Here is a 21,507-nt window from a genome sequence, read left to right as displayed (position 1 = left end):
GCGGCGTGCCCGTATTCCGTTTCCACGGGGACCGGCGCAGCCGGTGCCCGCAATGTGTTTCCCCAGCATCCGTCACTTTCCGGCCACCTGGCACTCATCCGGTCGACACACCGTGTCGGCGGCACGGTACTCGAGTGTTCACCGGTTGTGTGGTTTCGGGTTCATCTGGTGGCTACAGCCGTCCCTCAAGCTCTATGCAGCCTGTCCTCGGGCCGCCCCGGCAATCGAATCGCTGCGATGCCGGGTGTCGCTGAAAACCTTGATGAGGGGAAATATGAGCAAGAACCGCACCACCGGTCTGCGCTGCGGCGCGCGCGCTCTGGGCGTCGGCGCTGTCGCGGCGGTGGCCATGGGCCTGTTCTCGACCGGTGCCGCGAACGCGGACACCTTCGTTCCGCTGCCCGACGGTGAGAAACTCGGTCCCGGGGTGAAGATCACCCGTACCCATGAGACCGCGCTCGTCTCGCCGTCTCTGGCCGCCAACGGCGCGGGCCGCACCGTGTGGGTCTCGGGCAACGCCACCGCCGATGTCGCGGTGACCCCCGAGGGCGAAGCCGGTCCGAACAACGGCCCGACCGGCGCGGACGGGACCAACAACTCCTCGACGCACGGCGCCTCGCAGATCAACACCGGCTACATCGTCGGTTGCCAGGTCAGTATTGCCGACGACGCGATCGGTCTGGGCGTGTCCGGCGGCCTGGAGGTCGGCGGCGGCAGCGTCGGTGGCTCCATCGGCCTGGACCTCGGTCCCGGTGAGGTCGAGTTCGTGCAGATCGATTTCAAGGACATCGAGAAGCCGGGCGTCTACTCCGTCGAGTACCAGGATGTGGAGATGGCGATCCAGGGTTGCGCCGGTTACGCGCAGGCCCGCGCCTACACCGTCGTGGAGATCATCGGCGACCACTACTCGAAGACCACCCTCTACGGGCAGCCGTTCAGCATCGGCTGACACCGGCACCGGTCGAATTCACCCACCACATCTCTCGCTGTAGCGAATTCAACCCCAGAGGGGCACATACACATGTTCAACCGTAAGAATCTGGCGCGCCTTGCCGGCGTCGGCGCGGCCGCCTCGGTGGCGCTGGGCCTGTTCTCCACCGGCGCCGCCAACGCCGACACCTTCATCCCGCTGCCCGGCGGCGAGATCACCAAGACCCTGTCCGACGGCACCGCGGTGACCGTGCGCCTCGTCGGCGAATCGGCCACCATCAGCCCGTCCATGGGCGCGACCCCGATCCACCGCAACGCCTGGGCCTCCGGCAGCGCGCAGGTCGAGATCGCCGGCGGCGAGAAGGTCGGCGGCAAGATCTACCCCGGCTATGTCGTGGGCTGCCAGGTCAATATCGACGGCGGCGGCGCCGAGGGTGGCGTCGACGCCGATATCGACGGCGAGTCCGGTGAGGTCAGCCCCAGCGGTGAGGTCGGCGGCAGCCTGACGCTGGGCCCCGGCCAGGCGAAGTCCTTCTACATCCTCGATATCGAGAAGCCCGACGACTACGGCAACGAGGATCACGCCACCAATAACAAGTTCAAGGGCAACAGCGGTTCGGTGACCTGGTCGGATCAGACCATCGGCGTCAACGGCTGCGGCGGCTACGCGCAGGCGCGCGCGTTCGTGAAGGTCAAGGTCGAGACCGATCACGTGATGTCCGTGGTGACCCTGTGGGGTCAGCCGTTCAGCCTCGGCTGATCCGGCCGTAAGGCTCATCCGGCCGGGTTCCCGGCTCGACCGGACCTACATCTCGGTGGAGGGACCTGCCGCGTTCTCGCGGTGGGTCTCTTCGTCGTGCGTGGCCCGGAGTCAGTGGAAGATGACGGTGAGTGCGCTGTTCAGCGAGGCCGCGGCGACGACCGCTGCCCGTCGGGCGTCCATTGCCACCAGCACGACCCGCTCGGCGCGGCGGCTGCCCGAATCCGCCGGTGGTCCCGACACCAGCACCACCGCCGCATCGACCGCCAGGGTCTGCGCGAGTGCCGGATCCTCGGTGCCGGCGGCCACCACGTCCACCCGGTCACCGGCGCGCAGGATCTCGGTGATCGCGGTATCGGCCAGACGGACGGGCACGATCCGGGCGTCCGGCCGCCCGGTGGCCGCCTCGGCGAGCCGTGGCCCGACCACGCGCACATCGGTGAGCACCTCGCCCGCGCGTACGGCGGCGGTGAGGACGGCGCCGGATAGCGGCGCGGGGTCGGTGGCCGCGCCCTCGGGTGTGGCGTCCGGAGGATAAGAGGCGAGGCGCAGATCCGCGGCGGTGAGCAGATGGCCGGGTGGCAGATCGCGGGCCGCGACCACGACGGGGAGGCGCGTATGGGCCGGATCGCCGCGGAGGAACAGTGCCACGGCCGCGAGTGCGCACAGTGCGGCCAAGACACGGCGCAGCAGTACCCCGTCGGCCCAGGGTGGGCGATCGGCGAACGCGTCGCGCCAGGTGTCACCGGCGCCGAGGCGGGCGCGGCGACCGATGCCCGTACGGGCCGGGGGTCGGGTACGGCTCATGGGCCGAGCGTATGAGTACTTTCCGGTCCCGAACCCGGGGTTGTGCGCGGTTGTGGACAACTTCCGGGGTGTGGATGGATCATCCGCGATACGCGGCGGCTCTCACCGGCCCGTCCGGGCCGGGGCCGAGGGCGATGTATCTCTCAGCTGGCAGCGGCGGCGGGTGCCGACGAGGCACCGGAAGAGCCCTTGTCCGAGCCGGCTTTCGCGGCGGATCCCGAAGAGCTCGACGTGGAGCTCTCGGACTTGGCCGGTTCACTGGCGGTCGAGGCGCCGCTGCGGCTGTCGGTCCGGTAGAAGCCGCTGCCCTTGAAGACGATGCCCACCGAATTGAAGAGCTTACGCAGAGTGCCGGAGCACTCCGAGCAGACAGTGAGAGCCTCGTCGGTAAAGGACTGGACGATATCGAAGCGGTTGTCGCACTGGGTGCACGCGTATGAATAGGTTGGCACTGGGTCCTCCGCAGTATTCGAGACTTAGCACTCTACAGCCGACAGTGCCAACAGTGCCAATCGCCGATTGATTCCCGGATACCCCCCAGTGTGCCGAGCGCCACCGCGGCGGGGTCTCACGGCGCGGCCGGGCCCAGCCGGCGCAGGCCGCCACCCGGGGTGAGCACCCAGGTCATCCGGATATCGTGCGGTTCCTCGGGTAGCCGGTCGACCACCTCGTCATCGCGGACCACCACGGTGCGTCGAGCTGTGGGATCGGCCATACCCAGGGTGCGGTCGTAGTAGCCGGCACCCTGGCCGAGCCGGACCCCGCGCCGGTCCACCGCCAGTGCCGGGATCAGCAGCACCTCGGCCCGCGCGACCGTCTCCGGCGGTAGCACCGCACCCGCCGGTTCCAGCAGGCCGTAACGCCCCGGCCGCAGCGATCCGGTGCCGGTGAACTCCCCCCAGCGCAGCGGGCCGGGGGACCCGGTCACCGGCAACAACACCCGGCTACCGGCCGCGCGCAGCGCCTCGGGCATCGCCACCGAACCGGGTTCGTCGCGCATCGGCACGTAGGCGCACACCCATTCGGCGGGACCGAGGTCCCCGGCCGCGGCGGCCAGTGCCGCGGCCTCCGTGGCGCGTACGAGTTCGGGTAGTCGCGCCCGGCGGGCGCGGATCTCCGCGCGCCAGGCCTGCTTGTCACGCTCGTCGGGCACAGGCACGGCGACAACCATAGGCTCTCATCGGTACCGGTTCCGTCGCGAAAGTCCGCGGCGAGCCGGTGGACAGCCGTTTGGGCGGCACTCCGGGTGGATAGGGTGTGTATATGACAGAAAAGGCCGCAGAACAGGGCAGCGAGGGCGCCTCCGCGCCGGAACCGGGCTTCCGGACGGCCGTCGTGCCCGCGGCCGGGCTGGGAACGAGGTTTCTGCCCGCGACCAAGACGGTCCCCAAAGAACTGTTGCCGGTGGTCGATACCCCCGGGATCGAGCTGGTGGCCAGTGAGGCGGCCGAATCCGGGGCCAGTCGACTGGTGATCGTGACCTCGCCGGGCAAGGACGGGGTGGTCGCGCATTTCGTGGAGGATCTGGTGCTGGAGAGCACCCTCGCCGAGCGCGGGAAGTTCCAGCTGCTGGAGAAGGTGCGCAAGGCGCCGGGCCTGCTCGATGTGACCTCGGTGGTGCAGGAGGAACCGCTCGGCCTCGGTCACGCGGTGGCCCAGGCCGAATCGGTGCTCGATTCCGACGAGAACGCCATCGCGGTACTGCTGCCCGATGACCTGGTGTTGCCGTGCGGAGTGCTCGATGTGATGAACCGGGTGCGCCGTAAACGCGGTGGTTCCGTGCTGTGCGCGATCGATGTGCCCAAGGACCAGGTCAGCGCCTACGGGGTATTCGACGTGGCCCCGGTACCCGACGCGGTCAACCCGAATGTGCTGCGCGTCAAGGGCATGGTGGAGAAGCCGGGCCTGGCCGAGGCACCCTCCACCTACGCCGCCGCCGGGCGCTACCTGCTCGATCGCGCGATCTTCGACGCCCTGCGCCGCATCGGACCCGGCGCCGGCGGGGAACTGCAACTCACCGACGCGATCTCGTTGCTCATCGAGGAGGGCCATCCGGTCCATGTCGTCGTCCACCGTGGGTCGCGCCACGATCTGGGTAACCCGGGCGGCTATCTTCGTGCTGCGGTGGATTTCGCACTGGAGCGCGAGGAATACGGTCCCGCGCTGCGCGAGTGGCTCCAGCACCGGCTGAGTCCGGAGTGGAACCCGCAACTCACCGCGGACGAATGAGATCGCCTGCGGGGCGAGGACATCGGGAAGGGCTGGATGCGCTCTGTTGAGGATCAGCAGATCAAGGTGACCGCCGCGGCCGTCGCGCCGCGGCCCGTGCGCGTCGCGATCTCCGAGGCCCAGGGCCTGCTGTGCGCCGAGGACGTGGTGACCGAGCGACCACTGCCCGGCTTCGATCAGGCCGCCATCGACGGCTATGCCGTGCGCAGTGTGGATGTCGCGTCCGCCGGGGCCGAGATCCGCGACGAGGACGGTGAACTGGTGGACCTGACGCTGCCGGTGGTCGGCGAGGTACTCGCCGGCTCGCGGCAGCCGATCCGGCTGCAGCCCCGGCAGACCGTCCGGGTCGCGACCGGTGCGCCGCTGCCCACCCTCGCCGACGCGGTGCTGCCACTGGATTTCACCGACGGCGGCCGGGGCCGGCTCAAGGTCTACGAACCGGTGCGGTCGGGCGACTATGTGCGCCGGGCCGGCGACGATGTGCAGCCCGGGGACGTCGCGGTGCACGCCGGCACGATCATCGGTCCCGCGCAGGTGGGTCTGCTGGCGGCGGTGGGCCAGGACAAGGTGCTGGTCCATCCGCGCCCGCGGCTGTCGGTGATCTCGATCGGCGAGGAGCTGGTCGATATCGACCGAGCGCCCGGACCCGGACAGGTCTACGACGTGAACTCCTACGCTCTGGCCGCCGCCGCGCGCGACGCCGGCGCGGATGTGAACCGGGTCGGCATCGTCGATGCCGACCCCCGCCGGCTCCGGGATGTGGTCGAGGGGCAGCTGGTGCGCGCGGAAGTGGTGGTGATCGCCGGCGCGGTCGGTGGCTGGGCCTCCGATCAGGTGTGCGAGGCGCTGGAGGGGCTCGGTGAACTGGAGATCGCCCGGGTGGCGATGCATCCGGGTTCGGTGCAGGGGTTCGGCCGTCTCGGCCGCGACGAGGTACCCACCTTCCTGCTGCCGTCCAATCCGGTGGGCGCCCTGGTGGTTTTCGAAGTGATGGTGCGGCCGCTGATCCGGATCGCGCTGGGAAGGCGGCAGCCGATGCGCCGGATCGTGCGGGCGCGGACCATAACGCCCATCCAGTCGATGGCGGGCCGCAAGGGGTATCTGCGTGCCCAGCTGATGCGGGACGAGGCCACCGGTGAGTACCTGGTGCAGCCACTGGGCAACAGCGCCGGGGCGTCGTCGCATCTGCTGGCCGCCATGTCGGAGGCCAACAGTCTCATCGTGGTCGAGCCCGACGACACCGAAATTCGCACCGGTGACAAGGTCCGGGTCGCGTTTCTGGCGCAGCGCGGCTAGAAAGTGGAGTCCATGAACGTTTTCCGGGCCACCCAGCATCCCGGGTGGCCCGCGCACCTCGGTCCGGTGCGGGTGTCCGCCGGCGAAGTGACGTTGCGTCCCGTGCGATTGCGCGACGCGGCGGCCTGGAGCCGGATCAGGTTGCGGGACCAGAATCATCTGGAGCCGTGGGAGCCCACCGGCCGTGGGACCTGGGACGCGCGCAACCATGCCTCGAACTGGCCGCCGCTGTGGTCGAGCCTGAAGGCCGAGGCGCGCCGCGGGGCGATGATTCCGCTGGTGATCGAGGTCGATGGTGCGTTCAGCGGGCAACTGACGGTCGGCAATATCGTGCGCGGCGCGCTGCGTTCGGCGTGGATCGGGTACTGGGTGGCCAAGGATCTCGGCGGGCAGGGTGTGGCGACCGCGGCGTTGGCGCTGGGGCTCGACCACTGTTTCGGTCCGGTGGGCCTGCACCGGGTGGAGGCGACCGTGCGGCCCGAGAATCCGGCGAGTCAGGCGGTCCTGCGCAATGTGGGTTTCCGTGAAGAGGGGCTGCTGCGTAGGTATCTCGATGTGGACGGGGCCTGGCGCGATCATCTGCTGGTCGGGATCACGGTGGAGGAGGTGTCCGGCCGAGTGGTCGACCGGCTGGCGCGGGAAGGACGGTTGACGCTGCGGTGACGTGCCGCCGGAAACCGGCCTGCCCGGACCCGGCTTTGGTGGAAATGTGACTCATGTGGCGGATGTGCACGGCGCGCCTGCCGTATCGAACCCCTACTCGGAATTAACCTACGGACGTCGGTGGTGCGTCGTGTGCCACCGGTGGAGAGCTCGTACCACGATCTGCGAGACGTACCCGCGGGGAAGGACTCCGGCGTCGGGGCGCACACGGTTGATGGCGGGGGCTCGGACGACGACCAGGCGGGACGGAGGTGCTGACGACGATGCCGAATTCGATCCTGTGGATCGGGCTGGTCGTGCTGTGGGTCTTCGTCCTGTTTCCTATCCTTGCCGACCGGCATCCCAGAATCCGCCGGACAACCGACACGGCCCTGGCGACGCGGGTACTGCATCGTGGAGATTCCAAACGGCGTAAGGGAAGTGGGCATGCCCGCAAGAAGCGGACCACGCGGCCTTACCGAAAGCGTCACCACGCCAATGATGCGGAGGATCCGATGAGCACATCGGCCGAGGAGCACGGTACCGCGGCTGACGAGGAGCAAGCGGACGAGGTCGGCGCCGAGCGGCTCGGGGGCACCGAGCCGGAGACAGGGGCGGACGGCGCCGCGCCCGACACCGAATCCGGCGACGACCGGTACGACGAGGAATCCGAGCGCGACGAGGACTACGAAGAGGACATCCGGCCGGCCGAGCACGCCGAGAGCAACGTTCCCGCGCGTATCCCCCCGGTACGGGCGACGATGCGGGCACCGGATCCCGAACTAGAGGACGACGACGAGGACTTCGTGCCGTCCCGCCGTGGCCGCGGTGGTTACGACCCCGAAGCCGACGCCATCGCCCGGGCTGCGCGCTATACCTTCCGGCAGCGCGCCGTGGTCGCTCTCGTCCTCGGTGCCGTGCTGTGCGGCGGCCTCGCGGTCGCCGTCGCGCCCATCTTCTGGTGGGGCTGCGGTGGTACCGCGCTGTCCCTGGTCACCTACCTGGGTTATCTGCGCAAACAGGTCCGGATCGAACAGGAGATCCGCCGGCGGCGCAGTGCCCGGCTCAGCGGCCGTGGCCAGGACACGGGCCACGGCTCCGCCGCCGGAGCGGCCTCGCCACGCAGTGCCCGGCCCGGAATGGACCGGGATACCGCACGCGCGCTGCGTCGCCGCGCCCATCTGCTCGAACCCGACGACGAAGATCCGGCGTTCGAGCATCTGGACGCCTATGACGCGTCCGTCGCCCGGACTGTGCGCAACCGGGCGACCGGCGGTGATATCCGCCGGGCCGCGGGGGCGTGACCGGTAGCGTGTCCCCTCACACGGACACTCGCAGAGTGGAAAGAAATCGCAGCTCAGGGCCCCGATTCGGATTCTGGTAGCCCTGTTTGCTAGAGTGGCACAGCGCGGTTCACCGAGCCGCACGGGGCTATAGCGCAGTTGGTAGCGCGTCTCGTTCGCATCGAGAAGGTCAGGGGTTCGATTCCCCTTAGCTCCACAGTTCGGGTCGAATAACGGCCTTCATTCTGGGGACTGATTCCCTGCTCCGAGCAGTGCGGGTACGGATGCCGTACTCGCGTAGCCGGTTTGGCACTGGGCTGGACTCGACGGGCGAAGTGTCGGTCGGCTCACGGCCACATTTGTGGCGGGCGATAGTCGCCGGGCTGCACGATCCCCGCTCTGCGCGGTCGCGCCTCGAGTCCGACGCCGTGGGCGCCGGCGCACTCGATGGCCACAAGAGCGGCGCGTCGAACGTCGCAACGCATTGCTCCGGGTCCGGGTGGCCCCGTTACCGCGTCCGGGTGGGCCGGCTCATGGCCAGTGCGACAGTGCCCAGGCCGAGCACGCACACAGCAGCCCCGACGACGACATTGGACCAGATCATCCCGGCCGTGGTATCGACACCGGAGACGATCCACGGGGAAACGATCAGCCAGACGCCGAGCAGCGGGGCGACGAACGCGATGCCGTGGGTGCGTCCGTATGCGGATCCGTACGCCAATGCCAGCACTGCGATCGCGATACCGCAGATCAGATTGGATGTCGTCAGCGACGTCTGGCCGGCGAAGCCCACGATCCACGCCGATGCCGCTGCGTATAATCCGGAAAGCATCAGCAGACCGTCGGCGATCTGAACGGGGGGTCGGCCGCCTGCGTGGTCATAGCGCTCGCGTAACGCGACGATATCCGGATGGGTCTCGAGCGAGGTATGCGTTGATGCCGACATGACGCTCATCTCCTCAGCGGGCTCTCCCCGCGGCGGGTGGGTTCAGTGGATGGAAAGAGCTCTTCGGGATGTCTTCTCTCGAGTAAAGGGATGACGTTTCGATTGGACTCGCTCACCACTCACGGCAGTAGGGTCGACGGTCCTTCTCTCGGGGACGAGAGTCCTCGGGCCCGGTTGCATGGCGAGTCGGTCGGTCCGCCACTGTCTACGGCCGCGGGAGACGTCGATCGCTTTCGCGACGACACAGACCCGATGAGAGATGGTGTGCCTCATGGTCTCGAATCAGCGAACGCAATAGTGCGTTTCGCCACTCGGAGTTATGTTTATCAGCTATTGTCATCGACTGAACAAAAACATATCCGATATGCGATACGACCGAATCGAGAGTCGATCATGGTTGAACAGAGTGTGATGGTGCCGGGTGAGGTTGATCCGTGGACAGTGGCGCCCACCGCCTCCCCGAACCTGCCCACGGCGACCCAGTTGCTGTGCAGCTTCCAGGGCAACCGGTTCGAGGACCACGACATACTCCGCACCGCCCGGGCTCTGGCCCTACTGCACGGCCATCGGACGACCCTGCGGGACGCGCGTTCGGTCGCCGAGGTGGACGACCGCCGCCGGGAGCTGGTCGAGGACATCGACGACTGGATCATCGCATGGTCGGCGCCTCGCGACGGTGACGTACTGATCCACACCGAAACGCTCGGTACCGTGATCGACCGTATGGCTTGGAGCTGGGTGGATGCCAACCAGGTGATGGAGATCGACGGCACCCGGGACCATCAGGCACGTAAACGCTGGCATCGGCTGGCCGAGATGATCGACGGCTACACGGAACTGGTCACCGAGCTCCTCCGGGGCAGCCGGCGGCTACCCGGCCGGCTGTGACCCCTCGCGCGGTTCCCTGGTAGCGCGGGCGATCCGGCCCGGCCGCAACACCGGCATCAGCGGTCCAGCACCGCGAGCATGCCCGAGACGGCCGCGGGCCAGGTGAACTGCTCGGCTCGCCGCCGGGCCGCGCCGCGCCGGAGCGCGGCCGGGCGGGCCAGTACATCGGTGACCGCGTGCGCGAAGGCAGCCGGATCGTCGGCGGCGACCGCGCCACAGTCGGCGGTGACGATATCGGCCAGTGCCGAGGACCTGCTCGCGACCACCGGGGTACCCGCGGCCAGCGCCTCCAGCGCGGCCAGGCCGAAGGTTTCGTGCGGGCCGGGAGCCAGCGAGATATCCGCGGTCGCCAGCAATCTCGCCACCTCCGAACGGTCGCTGAGGAACCCGGTGAAATGCACCGCGGGCAGGCCGCCCGGCAGCTCCGGTAGCAGCTTCGCGCGGCGTTCGAGTGCGTCCCGGCGCGGGCCGTCACCGGCGACCACCAGGCGCGCGTCGAGCCCGTCCCGGCGTAGTTCGGCGAGCGCTTCGATACTGCGGTCGGCGCGTTTCTCCACCGACAGCCGGCCGCAGTGCACCAGCAGCGGTTGCCCAGGGACCCCGAGGTGGGCCCGCAGGCCGTCGTCGTGGCGGTGCGGGCTGAACAGGTCCAGATCCACGCCCAGCGGCACCATTTCGACATTCGGTGCGCCGATCCGCCGGAACTCGGCTCGCGCGAATTCGCTGGTGCACACCACCATGTCGTATTCGGCGGCGGTGTGCCGGTTGGCGATATCGGCGCAGTGCCGGGCGATCCGGGCCGGCATGATCTGCCCCAGCAGCCGGTCGAGGCGCTCATGGGAGATCATCACCCCGGCCACGTTCCGGCGCCGCGCCCAGCGGCCGAAACCGCGCAGCGTCAGCCGATCGGACACCTCCAGTACATCGGGCCGCAGGCCGTCGAGGACATCGGCGACCCGCCGCGGGTCGGCCGCCCGGTAGCCACCCGTCCACGGGATCCCGACCGCGGGCAGGGTAATGCGCAGCGCGCCGCTCGGCAGGACCTCTTCGGTGGGTCGCGGCCCGGGCACGATGAGCACGACCTCGTGGCCGGCGGCCACGTAGCCGGCACCGAGATGGTGCAGCGCGGTACGCAGGCCCCCCGAGCGCGGGCCGTAGAAATTCGCCAGTTGCACGATGCGCACGTGGCCGATCGTGGCGGCAGCCGGGTTACCACCGGAACCGGGGCGTTGAACTCGCGGTGAAGGCCGCGTGTTATTTGGACATCGCGAGGCTACGGGGCGGGCATGCCCCGGCCGACGCGGGGCAGGTCCAGGTTCAGCGGAATGCGCCCCAGCGCCAGATGTTCGCCGACCTCGTCGGCGGGCAGCGGACGCGCGATGAGGAAACCCTGCGCCCGATAGCAGCCCAGGCCGACCAGGGTGCGGGCCGCGACCGGCGTCTCGACACCCTCGCCGACCACCCCGAGACCGAACGATCCGGCCAGCCCGATGATCGACTTCACAATGGCCAGATCGTCGGTACTGGCGCCGAGGCGCTGCACGAAGCCGCGGTCGATCTTCACCGCGTCCACCGGCAGCGCCTTGAGATGGGAGAGCGAAGAATAGCCGGTACCGAAATCGTCGATGGCGATCTGGACGCCCATCCGTTTGAGCCCGCGCAGCGTGACCTGGGTGCGCGCCAGATCCTGGACCACCACATGTTCGGTGATCTCCAGGCAGATCGAGCTCCCGTCGATGCCGAAATGCCGGAGGATGTCCTCGATACGCTCCACGAAATCCAGGCTCACCAGCTGTACCGGGGACACATTGATCCGCATGACCATATTCGTGGCCAGGCCCTGCCGCCGCCACTGCGCGAACTGCGCGCAGGCGGTACGCAGCACCCAGCGACCCAGCTCACCGGCGAGGTTGGTGGCCTCGGCCACGGTCACGAACGCCCCGGGCGGAAGCAGGCCGCGGGTCGGATGCATCCAGCGGACCAGCGCCTCCATGGCCACGATCCGGCCGGTGCGCAGGTCCACCTCGGGCTGGTAATGCAGGATCAGCGATCCATCGGCCACCGCGCTGCGCAGGTTCAGTTCCACATCGTCCTGGAGTTCGAACTGGGCTCGCATGGCGTCGGTGAACAGGGCCACCCCGTTGCCGCCGCCGGATTTGGCCGACAGCAGCGCGTGGTCGGCGCGCCGCATGATGTCGGAGACGGTGGTCTCACCGGGGATACCGACGGCCACCCCGACGCTGGCACCCCGGCTCACCGACTCGCCGCCCACGGTGACCCGGCGGCTGATCAGTTCCTGGATCCGGGTCGCCTCGTATTCGGCGGCGACGGTGTCCATGGGTTTGGCGGGCACGATCACGAACTCGTCACCGCCGAGGCGGGCGATCATATCGTTGGGGTCCAGATTGTCGCGCAGCCGCTCGGACAGAGTCCGGATGAACTTGTCCCCGGCGGTGTGGCCGAGGAAGTCGTTGAGGGCCTTGAGCCGGTCCAGGTCGAGGAAGAAGGCCGCGACCGGGCCGGGACTGCCCGGTTGCAGGCGCTGCTCCATATGCTCCAGCAGAGCGCGACGGTTGGCCAGACCGGTCAGGTCGTCGTGCAGGGCGATGAAACGGAGCTTCTCCTCGGCCTCCACCCGGGCCTGCAACTGCGCGAACAGGGTGGCGATGGCTTTGAGCACGTTCAACTCCCGGGTACTCCAGTCGCGGTCGCCGACCTTCACGAAACCGAGCAGACCGGTCGACCGGCCCCGAGACACCAGCGGTACCGCCGCGGAGCTGATATCGCCCAGTCCGGACGCGGAATGGATGGTCTGCTGGTAATCGGCGGCGCTGGCGGGGATGAGGAACGGTTCGGTGGCGTGCTCGAGCGATTTGAAGACCGAATCCGCCTGATCGAAATACACGATCTTGAGCGGATCCGGATCGGGCACGTCCTGGCGGGGCGGCCATTCGGCCACCAGCACCGTGGATCGGTTGGCGGGATCGTTGTGCCGCAGGTAGCTGAAGTCGACATCGAAATAGTCGATCAGCATGGCCAGCACCTGCTCGGTCGCCGACACCATGGTCGCCGAATCGACGCCCATCAGCTCCGCGGCGACTTCGGTCACCAGCGAGTCGAGTGTCCGCCGAGGCACCTGATCTCCGATCACACTATCTGCGGCTGTCCGCGCCCGATGCCGGGCGCCGTCGGCTCCGCACGCTGGCAGCTGCCGCGTAACTCAGGCGTAGTACCAGCGCCACGCTGTCCTGTTCCGGCACTTCCAGTATTTCCAGGAAACGACCCTGAAGTGTGGACAGTCTATCCGCGTATGCCGGGGACAGCGCATCCAGTTCGGTACGGGATCGGGAAAACAGGAAGACGGGGGACATCGGCTGGACGGCCAGACCGGATCGTTGCGCCTGGATCCACAGCCGCTGGACCGCGGCCCCGGCCCGGGCGTAACCGGTCAATGCGCCGGGCTCGGCGCCCGGATCGGGGGTGAAGGTGAGGGCGACGACGGCCGAACTCGAGCGCACCCTGTCCCGGGCGTAGTCGCCCAGTGCCGCTCCCGCCGACCAGCTGTGCAATTGGGCCATCACATCGGCGCGTCGCCCGATCTGCAGGGCGACTCGCTCATCGGGTGCCAGTTCCAGCGACCGGGTATCGATACCGTCGGTCAGGTCCTCGCCGGGCCAGCGCATCTCCGCGAACATCTCGCGGTGCAGCAGCGGCGTGAGGTAGCGGATCCGGTCCGATTCGGCCAGGACGGCGGCCAGGGCGCGGATACCCGGCGAATCGGCGACAGCCCGCATCCTCGCCCCCTCGGCCGCCGCGGCCGCCGCCAGCCCGGCCAGCACACCGGCCGGGATCTGCCCGCCGTAGCCGAGCCGGCGGTTGGTCTCGCGGGCGAGTGCGTAGGGATAGTCCGCCGCCAGCGCCGGGTCGGTGTCGCTGCCGTGCCGGAGCACCGCGGTGAGCGGGGAGTCCGGTTCGGCACCCTCGAGATATTCGTAGGGGCCGAGTACGTCGTAGGCCGCGGCCGCGACCCGGGCGTTGTAGAGCGCGGCCCCCAGGGCCACGGCGCTGCCGCGACAGCCGATGTCCATGGCGGTGGTGTAGCGGGGTTCGAGCACGATCCGCAGTTCCTGCGGCGCGGCGTGCAGCGACCACGGCTGGATGTTGCCGCCCGAGGGCGCGCGTTGCGCACAGACCAGGATGCGGTCGATCGTGGTGCCGGCCGGGTCGTCGGATTCGGGGTCGGCGGGATAGTGCTCGGTATCGATATCCGGGTCGGCCAGCGCGTCGAGCGCCTGTTCCACATCGACCCGGGTCCGGCCGGACCGCAGCGGCCGGCCCAGCCCGATCCGGCGGATCGCCGTCGCGACACTGGCCGCCCCGAGCACCACGTCGCCGCTGAGCTGTGGCCAGCTGTTGAGGGTCTCACCGACCTCCACCAGACTGCCGGCCATCCGGGCCGACAGGTCCCGAGCGCCGAGCAGACCGACCACATACGGCGCTTTGTCGCGGGTGGACAGGCCGCGCAGTTGTTCGGCCCCGGTATCGCCGAGCAGCCCGTGGAACGGGGCCCGGTCCGGTTCCAGGTCGAAACGCTCGACATCGAGCAGACCGCGGTCGCTGGTCTCCATGATCAGCGGCAGCCGGCGCCGCCGGGCCGCTTCCCGGATGAGCAGCTTGATGTCGAGGGAATCGCATTCCTCCACAACGATTCCCAGACCGTCGACGAAATCGTCCGCGGTTTCGGCGTCGACACCGCCGCCGCGCACCTCCACGGGCAGGTACGGGTCGAGTTCGGCGATCCGCCGGGCGGTGACGATCGCCTTGTTCACCGCGATATCGAACAGGGTGGCGGGTACCCGATTGAGATTGGACAGTTCGAGTTCGTCGAAATCGGCGAGCCGCAGTCCACCGCATACGCCTTCCTGCGCCAGCGTGTAGGCGATGGCGTGACCGACGCTCTGCCCCACCACCCCGACCGTGACGGTGCTCAGCCGGTCCTGTTCGGCCCGGGTCAGCTTGTTGCGGTTGCGGTCCAGGCGGATGGCGCGGAAGGTGCGCGGTCCCGGCAGTACGAGCACGCTGCGCCGCCACGGGTAGTACACCCAGCGGTCGTCGATCGCGCTCTCCCCGGTATCCGGCGGATCGTTGAGCCGGCCGAACTCCGCGGCGAGCAGACCGCGCAGATCGTTGAACTCGGTATGCGGGGTGGCGCGCAGCCCCGCGAGGGCTCGTTCGTCGTCGGGATCGCTCGGGTCCAGGATCAGCGGCCGGTATTCCACCCCGAGATCTGCCTCACCGACCATATGCGTTGCATTCCTCCCCACTGTGTCCGCACAGTCGCCGCGACCGCTGCGACCGCGGTTCAGCTAATCCCATAGCGCGAAGTTCACCACGCATGAGCAGATACTGCAACTTATCAGCAAATACGTGATAGGTCCGGGTGTCCCACCAGATCGGCAGCGTGCGATAGCGCTCGTCGGGGTAGGGCACCGGCGGGATCGCCTGGGCCACCACGCCGCCGCTGGCGCGGTGGCGTTCGGTGGTGAAGGAGGCGACCGTGGCGAAGCCGTATCGGGCGTTGAGCAGGCGCGGCGCATGGGCCATACAGCGGGAGATCGCCGCGGTCAGTTCATTGCGCCGGGCCGCGTTGCGGGCGACCCACACCGCGCGGGATTCCACCACCCCGCGTGGAATGCGCCGGGCCATCATCAGACCCAGTTCGGTCGCGCCCGGCCGGCCCGCCCACGGGGTGAGCGAGCCGACCTCGGACACCCAGGTGTAGGGCCCTTGGACGCGAAGTCCGGCGACCACTTCGTCCTGGGCGTCGGTGGCGGCGAAGAAGAGCGCCGTCGAGGACCCGTCGCGGACCTCGTCGTAGTCCAGGGCGGGTTCGTTGCCGAAGTGGCGGTACGCTTCCCGCGCTCCCGCCAGGTATCGCCGCCACAGACCGGGTGAGCGATTCGGGGTGGTCACGTGGAGGGCGTAACCGGAGACGTTGTCGCGAAATCTCACAGTGCGGCCGTGGCACGGGTCTTCCTGGCCGACTGCGATCGTTTCGACAGTCATGCAGTTCCTACTCTTTCGCCGCACGACGCGAGGGACGTGCGGGATTTGTTGTCCAGCAGCCCGACCGACGCCCCGGCTCGTCGGCGTGCCCAGTGCAGTATCCGTCATCGAAGGACAATTGACCAGAACTCTGGTTAATCTTCCGGAAACCGGCTCTGCGTCAGATCGTTATCGCAGGTCAACCCGGATGAAGTCGGAATGCGCCGTTACCACCAGACCGGTTGGTACCGAGTTGGTTACCGATCGGCAACGACTTCGGCCCGAGGTCAGGGGGTGATGGAGATGAACAGCTCCACCGATTCCGATCCGTGCCAGATCTCGATCTCCTCGCGGTAGGCGCGGGTGATCTCCGCCGAGGCGGTCGCGTCGTCCACCTGGGCCCACACGTCCTCGACCGGGTCGTGGTAGTCGCCGTTGGGGACGAACCGGGCGTAGACACCACGCGGAACGCGGACCAGTACGTCGCCGACCGGGGCATGGCCCGGGTCGGTGTACTCGAAACACACCAGCGCGTTGTAGGTCCCGGTCGGCGTCCGGACATAGACGGTGTACATGGGTCGTTGGCCGTCGGCCGATCCGGCGGCGTCCAGCCGCTCGCGCACCCGGTCCTTGAGGAACTCGATGAGCTCGCTGTTGCTCACCTTGAAGCTGGGCCGGACCTTCGGGAAGACGAGTCCGGCGTACACGGATTCGCCGCGCACCACGATCGTGTAGGTCATCGGGTCTCGACCGCCAGATACAGATCGATCTTGTAGGCGTGCGGGTAGAACTCGAAGTCGCCGGAGAAGGTCCGGTTGATCTGGTGGTGCTCCTCGGCGTAGGCGATCTGTGTCCACAGGCTGGTCATGATCTGCGGGAAGTTACCCACCGAGGAGAACTTCGCATAGGTGCCGCGCGGCAGCCGGGCGACCAGATGTCCGCGGGTGACCTCGTCGAAAGAACTGCACTGATATCCGACGATCTGAGTGTTGTAGGTGCCCAGCTCCGTCGAGTAATCCGTGTACGCCGTGGCGAGGGGCCCGCCCAGCTCGTGATGCAGTACCGACGCCCAGGCGCCTTCGAGGTCGCGGTCGTACAACTCACCGAGCGCACGCTTGGGGCTGCGTACCGGAAGTCCGGCGACCCACGTCTCGTCCCGCTCGACGAATTCAAACTGCATGGAACGACTCTTTCGAGATGTGTCCTGGTCGGCAAGCCGACCGAATGGTCGGCTGGATCCGTCATGCTATCAACCGACGGCGCTGCCGGCCGGTTGCCCGCGCCCGGCGCCGCGGCCCGGGCCCGCGAGTGCGCGGCAACGGGATCGGCGGAGTTCCTACGGTCCGATTCGGAACCCATTATCATGAGATGTAATTTCTCCGGGCGCCACAGCCGGGCAATTCGGGAGTAATCGGCTTCATCACCGAATTACGTACATTACGTGTTGAATTCGGCATTTTACCCCTGTTCTCAGGGTTGGGGATTTCGCCAGGTATTGTTTCGTAATTCACCGCCGTGGGCCCGATCCGCCACTGCCAGTTCAGCTGAATTTCATTCGGCGTCGATACCAATGCCAGCATGATCGGCAGACCAGACCGGCGGGCCGTGCCCGTGTCCGACGAGCGCGCGAAACGCGCAGCTCAGTAGCCGGACCTTCGGCCATGTGCCTGTGGGGCGAGCGCGGGAGCGGTATACCGCGGCCGGTATCGAGATGGGGGCGCCGCCTCCTCTGGTGCCTCGCCGGCGCCTTTGTATTGACCGCTCTCCCGGGTGCGCTCGGTGCGGTCGCCATGGCGCAGGACGGCGCGACCGGTTCGAATCGGATCGACGGAGTGGCCTGGATGGACATCCGGGATTCCTTCGGCGTGGAGCTCGCCGATTACAGCTATATCAGTGACAAGGGCGGGCTGCTCGACCCCGGCGGCACGGTCGTGTGGACCGTGGTGGGTCTGGAATTCGTCGGCTACATGATCATCGTGACCACCGCGATCTGGTTCATCGGCTACGCGCTGAGCTTCGCCTGGCTGGACCTGTTCGCCGATGCCCTGCGCGGTACCGCCGGCGCGCTGGCCGACCAGCTCGCCACACCGGCCGTCCTGATGACCGCGGCGACGATCGGCGCCTTCTTCGTGGCGTGGTTCATCGCGCGAGGCTTCCACGCCCGCGCGGTGATCCAGACGGTGACGATGCTGGCCGTGGCGGTGCTGGGTCCACTGTTCCTGGCCGACCCGCTGGCTGCCGCCCTGGGCTCCGACGGAGTGCTCGCCCAAGGGCGCGACGTCGGTTTGGCGGTCGCGTCGGGCCTGAACGGGTCCACCAACCGGAACCCCGACCTGGCGGTGAGCACGCTGCAGGGCGATATGGCCGACAACTTCGCGCGCCGCCCGGTGCAGGTGTGGAACTTCGGCCATATCGTGGACAACCAGTCCTCGTGTGCCGCGGCGTGGTCCTCTGGGGTGCGGACCGGGGACACCGACCGGACCCAGCGCGCCCTGGAGTCCTGCGGGGACACCGCCGCGGCCGCGGCCGCCGCCCACCCGAGCCTGGGGCAGATCGGCACCGGTCTGCTGCTGCTGGTCTCGGCGGCCGTACTGCTCTTGTTCGCGGTAGTGCTGTCCTATCGGCTGATGCGGGCCGCGCTGGACGCGATCCTGCAGGGATTCATGGCGACCTTCGGATTCGCCGCGGGTGGTTTCGTGTTCGGGCCCACCCAGACGTTCCTGGTGCGCAACCTGGTGAACACGGGTATCGCGGCGGCCCGGATGTGTGCCTACACCGTTTTCATCGGGGTGTACCTGCTGTTCCTCGGCAACCTGTTCCAGCAGGCGCGCGGACAGGTGCTCGCGGTCATCGTCATCACCGCGGTCGTGGAAATCGTCGCGATCCTGCAGTTCGGCCGGCTGGCCAAGGGGCTGACCCGCGGTTCGAACTGGATGACCAACCGGTTCTCGCTCGCGATCCAGGGCGCCCGCGGCGGCTCGGGCGGTACCGCGCTCGGTATGGGCGGCGGCGGAAAGGGTTCCGGGGGCGGTTCGGGCGTCGGCGCGATCGCGAGTCTCGCTGCCCTGAACACCGTCAACTCCTCGCCGCTCACCGCGTGGCTCGCGGGGCGCACGCTCAACCCGCTCAGCCCGCTGGCTCTGGGCAAGATGCGCAGCGACCGGGTGAATGTGGCCACCGCGGCGAGCCGGTTGGAAGGGCACGAATGGGCATCGCTGGCCCGGCAGAACTGGCGACTGCTGGCGCGGCGGGAAGCCGACGCCTGGGGCGGGATCGAGACCGAGCTGGGACTCGCGCGCGCGATCAAGTACCTCGGCAACAATCGAGTGCCCTATCAGCACATGTCGGCCGTGCTGCTGGACGCGGGGGCCGGCCACAGCGCCGTGAACCAGGCGCTGCGCGCCCGTGCGGTCCGGGACGAGACCAGATCGCGTAATCCGTACGGCTTCGGCCCCCTGCAGAAGGCCGTCGCCTCCGGTAACGCGGTGATGAACCACGCCGGAACCGACGCGCAGGCGGCGTTCGCGGCACAGGCAGTGGCCGACGCCGACAGCCTGTCCCGGCATACCCTGGCGCCCGAACCCGGCGCAGTGCTCAACCACGAGTTCATCGCACGGGTCGAGCGGTACTGGGATTCCGACCGCGCCCTGCGGGCCAATATCAGCGCGGAGGAATGGAACTCGGTCGGCCGCGCCACCCGGACCGCCATCGCCCATCGACTGGCCACTGATCACTACGACATCTCGATGGCCTTCAACGATCACCCGACCCACGCGAACCGGGAAGCTCTGGCGGCGTCGGTGAAGCGACTCGCGAATCTCGATCACACGGTCCCCGAGTTCGGCCTGGACCCCTGGGATCTGTGACGCGGACTTCGCCGTGTGCCGAACTGTCCGGGCGGTGACATCACCGGCGCGGTGCGGTCGCCAGCCAGTTCGCGGCCAGGTCGACCACCTCGGCGCCGCTGCGATCGCTGAGGTGGATGCTGTCGACGAACAGCTCCGAGCCGCGGCTGTGCGCGACCTGATCCCAGCTGCGCCCGAACAGATAGTGCTGGGCGGCGGCGGTGAACGCGAGGCCGAAGCCGAAGTCGTAGCGCGCGCTCGGGTCGCCGTGTTGCCGGACGAGTCCGGCGATCCGCTCGTGCAGCGGCAGGTAGTCGGTGCCGGTGCGGGCGGCGGTTTCGGCGATGATCCGGTTGTATCCGGCCAGCCGGCGGTTGATCTCGTCCGTGGGGTCCTCGCCGAGCGGGGGTAGCGACATCAACGCCACCCGGGTCGTGCCCGCGGCGGTGACGCGGTCCGCGATCGCGGTGAGGTTGTCGCGGTAGGTGTCCAGGGCGACGTCGGCGCGAACGTCGTTGGTTCCCACCAGGACGACGACGGCGTCCGGCCGGCAGGCCAGGACATCGGTGTCGAGGCGGTCGAGCAGATCCGCGCTGGTGTTCCCGTTGACCCCGGCGTTGACGACCCGGTGATCGCCGAACTGCTTCCGGAGCGCGCCGACCCAGTCGGCGCCGAGGGTGCCGCGGGTCATGCTGGCCCCGGCCGCCACGACGACGGGCCGGTCGTCGCTGGGCTTTCCACCGGCGCAGGCCTGGGCCGGCGAGTCGGCCGGGGATCGCACAAAGGTCGGATAGCCGACCGTGCCCGCGGCGCCGAGGGCGGCGGCGAGCGTGACGGTGAGAGCGAGCAGCAGCCGTGCGCGGGTGCTCCGGGGTCGCATATCAGTACCCCCGGAAGATCGAGTGCCCGATGGCGGCAGGCTCGGCGAGCGCGGTGCGGAAGGTCGCATCCGGGGTCGGCGCGGCGCCGGCGCGCACGTCGGGACCGGGACGATCCGGGCCGGCGGTATCGCGAACCACCGTCCGGACCCGGTGCCCGCCGGCGAGGGCCTGCTGTACCAGATGGCCGGTGCCACTCGTGGCGACGAAGTCACCGAGACGCATTGCCGAACCTCCAGGAAGAGTCTAGTTAGTAAGTACTAACCACCCAGGATGGGCTAGTGTTCACTAACCTGTCAAGCGCGCACTTGAGGAGACCGAGATGAGCACGCGCGAGCGGATCCTGGACGCGGCCGCGGACATCCTGCGGACCCGGGGCGTCGTGCACGCGACCACGAAGGAGATCGCGCAGCACACCGGCGTCTCGGAGCCGACGCTCTACAAGTATTTCGGTGACAAGGAAAAACTGCTGCTGGCGGTGCTCCGGGAGCGGCTGCCCGGCCCCGCGCGGGCGGACATCGCCCCGGGTGAGGGCGAGATGACGGGAAATCTCACCGAACTGGCCTGTGTGACACTCGACTTCTATCGCCAGTCGATTCCCATGCTGGGCGCGTTGCTCGCCGACCCGCGGCGGATGGCGGCCCATCGCGCCGCCATGGCCGAACACGGCGCCGGTCCGGAGAAGGCGGTCGGCGCCTTCGCGGCCTATCTCGCGGCAGAGCGCGACCTCGGCCGGATCGCCGCGGACGCGGACCCCGGCGCCGTCGCCGCGCTCCTGGTCGGCGCATGTTTCCAGCAAGCCTTCCTGGACTACTACAGCGGCGGCACCCATTCGGCCGCCTCCGCACGAGAGATCGCCACGGGACTGGTCCGGGCGCTCGTACGCCCGCTGCTGTAGCGGCGGTCGGCCCGACCGCCGTTTCCGCTGTGCCCGCTCGTCTCCGGGTCGGTAGGCTGC

The 21,507-nt window shown here is 68.7% G+C and carries 21 protein-coding genes and 1 tRNA gene; 10 read left to right on the top strand and 12 right to left on the bottom strand.

Annotated elements, in window-relative coordinates:
* Positions 1 to 274: 274 nt before the first annotated feature.
* Complete coding sequence (locus tag ON38_RS21440) at positions 275 to 949, top strand: MspA family porin (protein WP_039826725.1); 675 nt, start codon at positions 275 to 277, stop codon at positions 947 to 949.
* A 72-nt stretch (positions 950 to 1,021) separates the two neighbouring features.
* Positions 1,022 to 1,690 (top strand): MspA family porin, encoded by a 669-nt coding sequence (locus ON38_RS21435; RefSeq protein ID WP_039826711.1) that lies wholly within the window; start codon positions 1,022 to 1,024, stop codon positions 1,688 to 1,690.
* Positions 1,691 to 1,801: 111 nt separating this feature from the next.
* Here the strand turns inward: ON38_RS21435 and ON38_RS21430 are convergent, their stop codons facing one another.
* The 3 genes from ON38_RS21430 to ON38_RS21425 all read right to left on the bottom strand — a co-directional run bounded on the left by ON38_RS21430 (position 1,802) and on the right by ON38_RS21425 (position 3,668).
* Complete coding sequence (locus ON38_RS21430) at positions 1,802 to 2,497, bottom strand: SAF domain-containing protein (protein WP_083872976.1); 696 nt, start codon at positions 2,495 to 2,497, stop codon at positions 1,802 to 1,804.
* Positions 2,498 to 2,640: 143 nt separating this feature from the next.
* Positions 2,641 to 2,949 carry an FmdB family zinc ribbon protein gene (locus ON38_RS35055; protein ID WP_083872968.1) on the bottom strand — a complete coding sequence of 103 codons (309 nt, stop codon included), beginning with the start codon at positions 2,947 to 2,949 and terminating at the stop codon, positions 2,641 to 2,643.
* A gap of 116 nt (positions 2,950 to 3,065) precedes the next feature.
* Positions 3,066 to 3,668 carry a 5-formyltetrahydrofolate cyclo-ligase gene (locus ON38_RS21425; RefSeq protein WP_051165037.1) on the bottom strand — a complete coding sequence of 201 codons (603 nt, stop codon included), beginning with the start codon at positions 3,666 to 3,668 and terminating at the stop codon, positions 3,066 to 3,068.
* 92 nt (positions 3,669 to 3,760) lie between these two features.
* On the opposite strand from ON38_RS21425, the gene ON38_RS21420 reads away from it, so the two are divergent.
* The 5 genes from ON38_RS21420 (at position 3,761) to ON38_RS21400 (ending at position 8,164) form a co-directional block, all read left to right on the top strand.
* Complete coding sequence (locus ON38_RS21420; protein WP_039826710.1) at positions 3,761 to 4,726, top strand: UTP--glucose-1-phosphate uridylyltransferase; 966 nt, start codon at positions 3,761 to 3,763, stop codon at positions 4,724 to 4,726.
* A gap of 36 nt (positions 4,727 to 4,762) precedes the next feature.
* Positions 4,763 to 6,022, top strand: a complete 1,260-nt coding sequence (gene glp / locus ON38_RS21415) for a molybdotransferase-like divisome protein Glp (protein ID WP_039826709.1) — start codon at positions 4,763 to 4,765, stop codon at positions 6,020 to 6,022.
* Between the two features lie 12 nt (positions 6,023 to 6,034).
* Entirely contained in the window at positions 6,035 to 6,685 is a 651-nt protein-coding gene (locus ON38_RS21410) for a GNAT family N-acetyltransferase (RefSeq protein WP_039826722.1), read from the top strand.
* A 263-nt stretch (positions 6,686 to 6,948) separates the two neighbouring features.
* Positions 6,949 to 7,968, top strand: a complete 1,020-nt coding sequence (sepX, locus tag ON38_RS21405) for a divisome protein SepX/GlpR (RefSeq protein ID WP_039826708.1) — start codon at positions 6,949 to 6,951, stop codon at positions 7,966 to 7,968.
* 123 nt (positions 7,969 to 8,091) lie between these two features.
* Positions 8,092 to 8,164 (top strand) — tRNA-Ala (locus ON38_RS21400).
* A gap of 291 nt (positions 8,165 to 8,455) precedes the next feature.
* Here the strand turns inward: ON38_RS21400 and ON38_RS21395 are convergent.
* On the bottom strand, positions 8,456 to 8,893 hold the full coding sequence (locus ON38_RS21395) for an SPW repeat protein (RefSeq protein WP_039826721.1): 438 nt from the start codon (positions 8,891 to 8,893) through the stop codon (positions 8,456 to 8,458).
* Positions 8,894 to 9,286: 393 nt separating this feature from the next.
* Between ON38_RS21395 and ON38_RS21390 the strand changes: the two genes are divergently transcribed.
* Positions 9,287 to 9,781 (top strand): DUF4254 domain-containing protein, encoded by a 495-nt coding sequence (locus tag ON38_RS21390; protein WP_245564144.1) that lies wholly within the window; start codon positions 9,287 to 9,289, stop codon positions 9,779 to 9,781.
* Between the two features lie 56 nt (positions 9,782 to 9,837).
* On the opposite strand, the gene ON38_RS21385 is transcribed toward ON38_RS21390, so the two are convergent.
* From ON38_RS21385 to ON38_RS21360, 6 genes are all read right to left on the bottom strand, one after another.
* On the bottom strand, positions 9,838 to 10,965 hold the full coding sequence (locus ON38_RS21385) for a glycosyltransferase (protein WP_039826707.1): 1,128 nt from the start codon (positions 10,963 to 10,965) through the stop codon (positions 9,838 to 9,840).
* An 89-nt stretch (positions 10,966 to 11,054) separates the two neighbouring features.
* Complete coding sequence (locus tag ON38_RS21380; RefSeq protein ID WP_039826719.1) at positions 11,055 to 12,917, bottom strand: bifunctional diguanylate cyclase/phosphodiesterase; 1,863 nt, start codon at positions 12,915 to 12,917, stop codon at positions 11,055 to 11,057.
* Positions 12,918 to 12,933: 16 nt separating this feature from the next.
* Positions 12,934 to 15,084: an Rv1355c family protein gene (locus tag ON38_RS21375; protein ID WP_051165036.1), complete on the bottom strand. Its 2,151-nt coding sequence runs from the start codon at positions 15,082 to 15,084 to the stop codon at positions 12,934 to 12,936.
* Complete coding sequence (locus tag ON38_RS21370) at positions 15,074 to 15,847, bottom strand: hypothetical protein (protein ID WP_051165035.1); 774 nt, start codon at positions 15,845 to 15,847, stop codon at positions 15,074 to 15,076. The genes ON38_RS21375 and ON38_RS21370 overlap by 11 nt, the downstream gene beginning before the upstream one ends.
* 266 nt (positions 15,848 to 16,113) lie before the next feature.
* A complete protein-coding gene (locus ON38_RS21365) occupies positions 16,114 to 16,566 on the bottom strand; it encodes a GyrI-like domain-containing protein (RefSeq protein WP_039826706.1) in 453 nt (150 codons plus the stop codon).
* Positions 16,563 to 17,006, bottom strand: coding sequence for a GyrI-like domain-containing protein (locus ON38_RS21360; protein WP_039826705.1), 444 nt, complete (start codon positions 17,004 to 17,006; stop codon positions 16,563 to 16,565). Before ON38_RS21360 ends, ON38_RS21365 begins: the two co-directional genes overlap by 4 nt.
* 574 nt (positions 17,007 to 17,580) lie before the next feature.
* Here ON38_RS21360 and ON38_RS21350 point away from each other — a divergent pair.
* A complete protein-coding gene (locus tag ON38_RS21350; protein ID WP_157181835.1) occupies positions 17,581 to 19,692 on the top strand; it encodes a hypothetical protein in 2,112 nt (703 codons plus the stop codon).
* Between the two features lie 40 nt (positions 19,693 to 19,732).
* Here the strand turns inward: ON38_RS21350 and ON38_RS21345 are convergent, their stop codons facing one another.
* Both ON38_RS21345 and ON38_RS21340 read right to left on the bottom strand, forming a co-directional pair.
* Complete coding sequence (locus tag ON38_RS21345; protein ID WP_039826702.1) at positions 19,733 to 20,551, bottom strand: SGNH/GDSL hydrolase family protein; 819 nt, start codon at positions 20,549 to 20,551, stop codon at positions 19,733 to 19,735.
* 1 nt (position 20,552) lies between these two features.
* Positions 20,553 to 20,774, bottom strand: a complete 222-nt coding sequence (locus ON38_RS21340) for a hypothetical protein (protein ID WP_039826701.1) — start codon at positions 20,772 to 20,774, stop codon at positions 20,553 to 20,555.
* A gap of 97 nt (positions 20,775 to 20,871) precedes the next feature.
* Between ON38_RS21340 and ON38_RS21335 the strand changes: the two genes are divergently transcribed.
* Positions 20,872 to 21,447 (top strand): TetR/AcrR family transcriptional regulator, encoded by a 576-nt coding sequence (locus tag ON38_RS21335; RefSeq protein ID WP_039826700.1) that lies wholly within the window; start codon positions 20,872 to 20,874, stop codon positions 21,445 to 21,447.
* The last annotated feature ends 60 nt before the right edge of the window (positions 21,448 to 21,507 follow it).

The sequence above is a fragment of the Nocardia testacea NBRC 100365 genome (assembly GCF_000308775.1).
In the GTDB taxonomy this organism is placed as follows: Bacteria; Actinomycetota; Actinomycetes; order Mycobacteriales; family Mycobacteriaceae; genus Nocardia; species Nocardia testacea.
Note: the sequence above shows the minus strand (reverse complement) of the source record. Positions and strands in the feature narration are given on the sequence as shown.

Excerpts from the sequence above, each read along its gene's own strand:
- ON38_RS21410 (WP_039826722.1), top strand. The coding sequence starts at position 6,035 with ATGAACGTTTTCCGGGCCACCCAGCATCCCGGGTGGCCCGCGCACCTC.
- ON38_RS21335 (WP_039826700.1), top strand. The coding sequence starts at position 20,872 with ATGAGCACGCGCGAGCGGATCCTGGACGCGGCCGCGGACATCCTGCGG.
- ON38_RS21420 (WP_039826710.1), top strand. The coding sequence starts at position 3,761 with ATGACAGAAAAGGCCGCAGAACAGGGCAGCGAGGGCGCCTCCGCGCCG.
- ON38_RS21340 (WP_039826701.1), bottom strand. The coding sequence starts at position 20,774 with ATGCGTCTCGGTGACTTCGTCGCCACGAGTGGCACCGGCCATCTGGTA.
- sepX (WP_039826708.1), top strand. The coding sequence starts at position 6,949 with ATGCCGAATTCGATCCTGTGGATCGGGCTGGTCGTGCTGTGGGTCTTC.
- ON38_RS21425 (WP_051165037.1), bottom strand. The coding sequence starts at position 3,668 with ATGGTTGTCGCCGTGCCTGTGCCCGACGAGCGTGACAAGCAGGCCTGG.
- ON38_RS21435 (WP_039826711.1), top strand. The coding sequence starts at position 1,022 with ATGTTCAACCGTAAGAATCTGGCGCGCCTTGCCGGCGTCGGCGCGGCC.
- ON38_RS21390 (WP_245564144.1), top strand. The coding sequence starts at position 9,287 with ATGGTTGAACAGAGTGTGATGGTGCCGGGTGAGGTTGATCCGTGGACA.
- ON38_RS21365 (WP_039826706.1), bottom strand. The coding sequence starts at position 16,566 with ATGACCTACACGATCGTGGTGCGCGGCGAATCCGTGTACGCCGGACTC.
- ON38_RS21360 (WP_039826705.1), bottom strand. The coding sequence starts at position 17,006 with ATGCAGTTTGAATTCGTCGAGCGGGACGAGACGTGGGTCGCCGGACTT.
- ON38_RS21430 (WP_083872976.1), bottom strand. The coding sequence starts at position 2,497 with ATGAGCCGTACCCGACCCCCGGCCCGTACGGGCATCGGTCGCCGCGCC.
- ON38_RS21345 (WP_039826702.1), bottom strand. The coding sequence starts at position 20,551 with ATGCGACCCCGGAGCACCCGCGCACGGCTGCTGCTCGCTCTCACCGTC.
- ON38_RS21370 (WP_051165035.1), bottom strand. The coding sequence starts at position 15,847 with ATGACTGTCGAAACGATCGCAGTCGGCCAGGAAGACCCGTGCCACGGC.
- ON38_RS21395 (WP_039826721.1), bottom strand. The coding sequence starts at position 8,893 with ATGTCGGCATCAACGCATACCTCGCTCGAGACCCATCCGGATATCGTC.
- ON38_RS21440 (WP_039826725.1), top strand. The coding sequence starts at position 275 with ATGAGCAAGAACCGCACCACCGGTCTGCGCTGCGGCGCGCGCGCTCTG.
- ON38_RS21375 (WP_051165036.1), bottom strand. The coding sequence starts at position 15,084 with ATGGTCGGTGAGGCAGATCTCGGGGTGGAATACCGGCCGCTGATCCTG.
- glp (WP_039826709.1), top strand. The coding sequence starts at position 4,763 with ATGCGCTCTGTTGAGGATCAGCAGATCAAGGTGACCGCCGCGGCCGTC.